Origin of the sequence: Mesorhizobium sp. M7A.F.Ca.US.014.04.1.1 (assembly GCF_003998745.1) — a bacterium.
In the GTDB taxonomy this organism is placed as follows: Bacteria; Pseudomonadota; Alphaproteobacteria; order Rhizobiales; family Rhizobiaceae; genus Mesorhizobium; species Mesorhizobium ciceri.
This window is the reverse complement of sequence record NZ_RZRW01000428.1, coordinates 1-5,032: the sequence shown is the minus strand read 5'-3', so window position 1 is coordinate 5,032 and position 5,032 is coordinate 1. Positions and strand designations below refer to the sequence as shown.

General features: G+C 59.5%; 4 protein-coding genes and 2 pseudogenes. 4 read left to right on the top strand and 2 right to left on the bottom strand.

Going from position 1 to position 5,032, the window contains the following annotated elements; genetic code table 11:
• Both EOA22_RS24100 and EOA22_RS38190 read left to right on the top strand, forming a co-directional pair.
• Positions 1-141: pseudogene (locus EOA22_RS24100) on the top strand (aldehyde dehydrogenase family protein); the annotation flags it as partial.
• A 287-nt stretch (positions 142-428) separates the two neighbouring features.
• Complete coding sequence (locus EOA22_RS38190) at positions 429-626, top strand: hypothetical protein (protein ID WP_063169285.1); 198 nt, start codon at positions 429-431, stop codon at positions 624-626.
• A 53-nt stretch (positions 627-679) separates the two neighbouring features.
• On the opposite strand, the pseudogene EOA22_RS24095 reads toward EOA22_RS38190, so the two are convergent.
• Positions 680-1,140 (bottom strand): annotated as a pseudogene (locus tag EOA22_RS24095) (OB-fold nucleic acid binding domain-containing protein); the annotation flags it as partial.
• A gap of 307 nt (positions 1,141-1,447) precedes the next feature.
• Entirely contained in the window at positions 1,448-3,379 is a 1,932-nt protein-coding gene (locus EOA22_RS24090) for a potassium transporter Kup (RefSeq protein WP_063169287.1), read from the bottom strand.
• A 975-nt stretch (positions 3,380-4,354) separates the two neighbouring features.
• Between EOA22_RS24090 and EOA22_RS39580 the strand changes: the two genes are divergently transcribed.
• Entirely contained in the window at positions 4,355-4,633 is a 279-nt protein-coding gene (locus EOA22_RS39580; RefSeq protein ID WP_063169289.1) for an AlpA family phage regulatory protein, read from the top strand.
• Positions 4,630-5,032 (top strand): hypothetical protein (locus EOA22_RS24080; protein WP_164747208.1); only part of this gene is annotated, 403 nt, incomplete at its 3' end. The genes EOA22_RS39580 and EOA22_RS24080, both read left to right, overlap by 4 nt.

Sequence of the window (5,032 nt, the reverse complement as noted above, 5' to 3'; positions counted from 1 at the left end):
ATCATCTTCGATGATGCCGACATTGACGGTGCTGTTGACGGTGCGGTCCAGGCGAAGTTCCGCAATGCCGGCCAGACCTGCGTTTCCGCGAACCGCATTTACGTCCAATCGAGCGTTCACGATGAGTCCGCCGAGAAATTGTGGAGAAGGTCCGGCACTTATCAGTGGTCCGACGTCTACTCCCGGAGCGAAGCCGTCGCCAACCCAAGATCGAGTCCCACATCGCAGATGATAATTCGATGCGGGGCCGAACGATAAATATGCATGCTTTGGCCACCCCGAGGCAGGGCTCATTGAGATGATCCGACCGCCTTGGAACAAAGATGGGGTAGAGCAGATGAAGCGTTGGCAGCGTGTCTCCATTCGACGCGAGCGCTTAGGATGGGATCACGATCATTCGCATCACGCGCAGCCGCAAGGGCGATGCCATGGCTACTTTGGAATCGTTGAAGTGGTTTGAGCCGGACAGTCACAAATACACCCGTTACGCCGCGGCTCAGGAAACGGGGCGGCGTCCGGCGGTGGAGGTGCTCGCTGACTTAAAAAGGGTGCGGGCAGTCGTTGCGCTTGAGAGCGACGACATTTGGGATCCGGCACGGGGTGACCTGCTGCCAATCGGCAGTTAACAGGGTCCGACAAAAGTGTGCACAACATGCTGCTGAAGTGGCCTCCGGAAGCGCTACCGGAAGTTACGCGTCTTGAACTTGATAGGGTCGATATGGTCATACTGCATCGACGATGTCGCGCCCCTTCGGCATGCCGCGCGGATCGATGCCCGATCCGCCGTGATGAGCCTCGTCCCTCGGCCGTGCGGCAACGGAAACGGCGTCTTGCGGTTTCCCACGCTGGCCAGCCCGGCCGACAGATCGGTCAGCTCGTGGGCGACGAGGTGCACCACCTCCTCTTCCGTCGGATGCGTCCGCGGACGCCGAGCATGGCCGAAGCAAGAAGCACGCGCCGGAATTTCTCGAGAGATCTTGACCCAGACGACGACGTTTGCCGCACCCGTCTCATCCTCCAGAGGAACATGAAGCCTTTGGCCGAGCCCGGCCGCTGCCGGACCAGCACCAGGCCGGCGGCCTCGAGCCAGCTTCTGCCTCGCGCCTGCATAGCATCCTGACAGGTCACGGTGCGGCGCCGGTTAGGCGGCACGCCGATTTTGGCAACGCTAGCCTGTGAACTGAAGAATGAAGGTCGGACTTGCGGCACATCGATTAGGTTCAAATGATAAGTTGCTGCCCGGCGAGGTCGTTTCAGCGCATCTCGACTGGTGGGTCGGCAAGACAATGCGGAACGGAAATGATCGCAGGCGTAAAGGACGGCTTTCGGGGCCGGAAGCTTCAGGCCTGGAACCGGACCCCAGTTTGGCGCAAGCATCGTGGCCTCCGCCCGGTCAGGCATTCACCGGCTCGCGAAATGCCAATTGATTCTGCTTAACCGGGCATACCTAAACGGCCACTTGCGTTCCGATCTCGACCACACGTCCGGTCGGGATCTGGAAATACTCCGTCGCGTCGGCGGCCGTGCGCGCCAAGCCGATGAACAGCTTGTCCTGCCACACCGGCATGCCGGAGTTGGGTGACGCCTTGAGCGAGCGACGCGACAGGAAGAAGGACGTCGTCATGATGTCGAACTTCCAACCCTGCTTGCGGCAGATCGCCAGCGCACGCGGGATGTTAGGCTGTTCCATGTAGCCGAAGGTCAGTGTCACCCGCATGAACAGCTCATTGATCGTTTCCATCTTGATCCGCTCGCTGTCGGGCACCACGGGCTGCTGCGCCGTCACCACAGAGAGGATGACGTTCTGTTCGTGCAGCGCCTTGTAGTGCTTCAGGCTGTGCATCAACGCGGTCGGCGCACTGGCGGGATCGCTGGTCAGGAACACGGCCGTACCGGACACCAGCTGCGGTTTCTTCTTCAACAGATTGCCCGCAAGGAAATCGAGCGGAATCTGGTTCCTGCGCGTCTTGTCAAATAGATACCTGCTGCCTCTTATCCAAGTCCACATGGTCATCACGATCACTGCGGCAATGGCAAGCGAGGCCCAGCCGCCTTCGAATACCTTGACGATGTTAGCTGCAAAGAAGCCGGTATCGATGAAGACGAACACCGCCATTAAGGCTATCGCGACGCCGAGCGGCCATTTCCAGATGCGCGTCATCACAACAAAAAGCAGTATGTTCGTCACCAGCATATTGCCGGTCACCGAAATACCGTAGGCCGAGGCCAGCCGGCTGGATTCGCCGAAGCCGACCACCAGCAGCATCACCACCAGCGCCAGCATCAGGTTGATGCGCGGCAGATAGATCTGGCCCGACTGTTTTTCCGACGTGTGCTGGATGACGAAACGCGGCAGCATGTTGAGCTGTACCGCTTGCCTGGTCAGCGAAAAGGCGCCGGAGATCACCGCCTGGCAGGCGATCACGGTCGCCGCCGTGGCAAGCACGACCATCGGAATAAGCGTCCAGCCCTGGTTCATCTCGAAGAACGGATGACCGACAACGCCGCCATTTGCCAGCACGAAGGCGCCTTGCCCGACATAATTGAGCAACAGACAAGGGAACACGATCGCCAGCCAGGCGAGCACGATCGGCTTGCGGCCGAAATGGCCGAGGTCGGCGTAGAGCGCCTCGGCTCCGGTGACGGCGAGGAAGACTGCACCAACCGTAACGAAGGCGACGTCAGGCGAGTTGACCAGGAACGACACGATGTAATGCGGGCTGATTGCCAGCAGGATTTCCGGGTCGTCCATGATGTGGTTGAGCCCGGAAAGGCCGATGGCCAGGAACCACAGCGCGGTAACGGGTCCGAACACCAATCCTACGCCGCCGGTGCCAAACCGCTGTACCGCAAACACGATCGCCAGGATGGCCAGTGTCAGCGGCACCACATAGGGCTGGAACGTCGGCGTGACGACATTCATACCTTCGACCGCCGACAGTACCGAGATTGCCGGCGTAATGACGGCGTCGCCAAAAAAAAGCGCCGCGCCGACGATGCCGATGCCGATGCCGATGCCGAGGATCACCGCAGAGCAGGTCGGGAAACTGTTGCGCGCCAGCGCCATAAGCGACAGCACTCCGCCCTCGCCTCGATTGTCGGCGCGGAGCACGAACATGATGTATTTGATCGTCACGGTGATCGTCAGGGACCAGATGATCAGCGAGAGTACGCCGAGGATGTCGCCACGGCTGGCGACGTTGCCACCCGCTGATGCATGCAACGCCTCGCGAAATGCATAGATCGGGCTGGTGCCTATATCGCCATAAACGACACCTAGTGCGCCCAACATCAGCGCCTTGGTGCTGTGCTGCTCGACCTCAGAATGGCTCGATTGTTCGACAGGTTCTGCCTCGTTACCAGCATTGGTAAGGGCCATGGACGACACTCCGATAAGCGCGCGGTGCTCTACGCTTGCTGCACTGCAATATCAAGTTCCGTCACGTAATGTCTGCCGTCTCGCCTGTCGTTGCTCGCCTTGGTAGACTCGCCAGCCCGCAGCCCTACCGAGCAGCAATAGCGCCCCGGCAGAACCCTCAATCGCCCAGATCAATGAATGGTTATCGCCCACAGTGCCCCCCCGCGATGCGGCCGATGGCGACCAGGGTGTCGTGGGCGCACAAGGATGGCGCTTTCCTGATGACGCCGTGCTCCAGGTGTGATCGCACCGTTGCTGCGCAAGCCATTTACTTGCTCGTCCCAGCGAGGACCGTGGCCAACTGGAACGCAGGGCCACGCCGCTCACCGGCCGCACTTTGCGGCGCAGATAACGATTCGATCTCCGCGGCGAGATTCTGGTTGAAGAAGCCACCAAGCTTGTCGAAGGACACACGGTCGTAATATCGACATGCCAGTATCCGCAACCCAGAAAAGCTCCTTGGGCTCCGCTGCGCGCGCCACGAACAACCCGATCTTCTCTGCGAAGAGGACGCCGTAATCCTTCAGGTTGAAGCCAAACCGGGGGGCGGCCGTGACGTATGGGCGAAGGGCTAGGAGGCGGGTTCGGTGAGGAACGGCATTGATGTCCACGCCGTCTCCTGGAAAGACAGAGGAATGCGGTGTCACCGACTGGCGCCGGAGGTTGATCCGGTGATTAGGAGGAGCACTCGTTGTCGGATTCTCGACGATGTCGGACATCTGACACAACGCTGCCAGAGCGATCACGTTGTTCCGAAACGATTTTCCCAGTTGGCACGACAATTGCGGTCCTATGCGCAAAAGCACTGCGATGCCGCACCGACTGGAAGAACTCATCAATGATCACGCTTTTCGAACATGTGGGCGCCGCTACCAACACTAAGCGTTCCCGATCAAACGGAAGCCTCTATCCCTTCTTTCTGAAGGCTGTCCGGACATGAACGCATTTGATGTCCGTCCAACGCTGGATGCTCCCGACGACGATCTCTATCTTTGGCTTGAAGATGTGGAAGGCGAGCGGGCACTTGCCTGGGCCGCCGGCCAGTCGGCAAAGACCCTGAAGCACTTCAGTGGAACGCAGTTCGAGCGCGACCGCGCGACTCTGAAGGCAGGCCTGTTCCCTAAGCGGCGTCGCATCTCCCCCGGCCGAGTCGCATGGCTTGAATCCGATATCAGGGCTTGGATGGAAACTAGATCTGAGAGCCGCACCGCATGAATGTAGCCTCCCAATATCTTCTCCCGTCTGTGGCGCATCACGAAGCCGGGCACGCGGTGGCCGCCATCGTTTTGCACCGTCAGATGTTCGACGACGACCGTGAACTCCCTGCTTTCTCAAGTGTTAGTATTTACCCCGACGCCGGTGACGGAGAGTGCGGTGGTTTTGTCGAAGGCACGGTTTTCTATTCAGCGCAAGGATTCACCTCGGAGCTAAAGCCGATTTTCGAGAACGATATGGATCGACATTTCCAACGCGATGAAGCGATCCAAGAGATAGTTGCGTGTCTGGCAGGTCCTTTTGCAGAATCCGCATTCGAAGGCTATCTGGACCCGCGCGATATGGCGATGAATGCGTCCGATGGGAATGAGGGGAGCAGCGACTACGCGGATGCCAAGC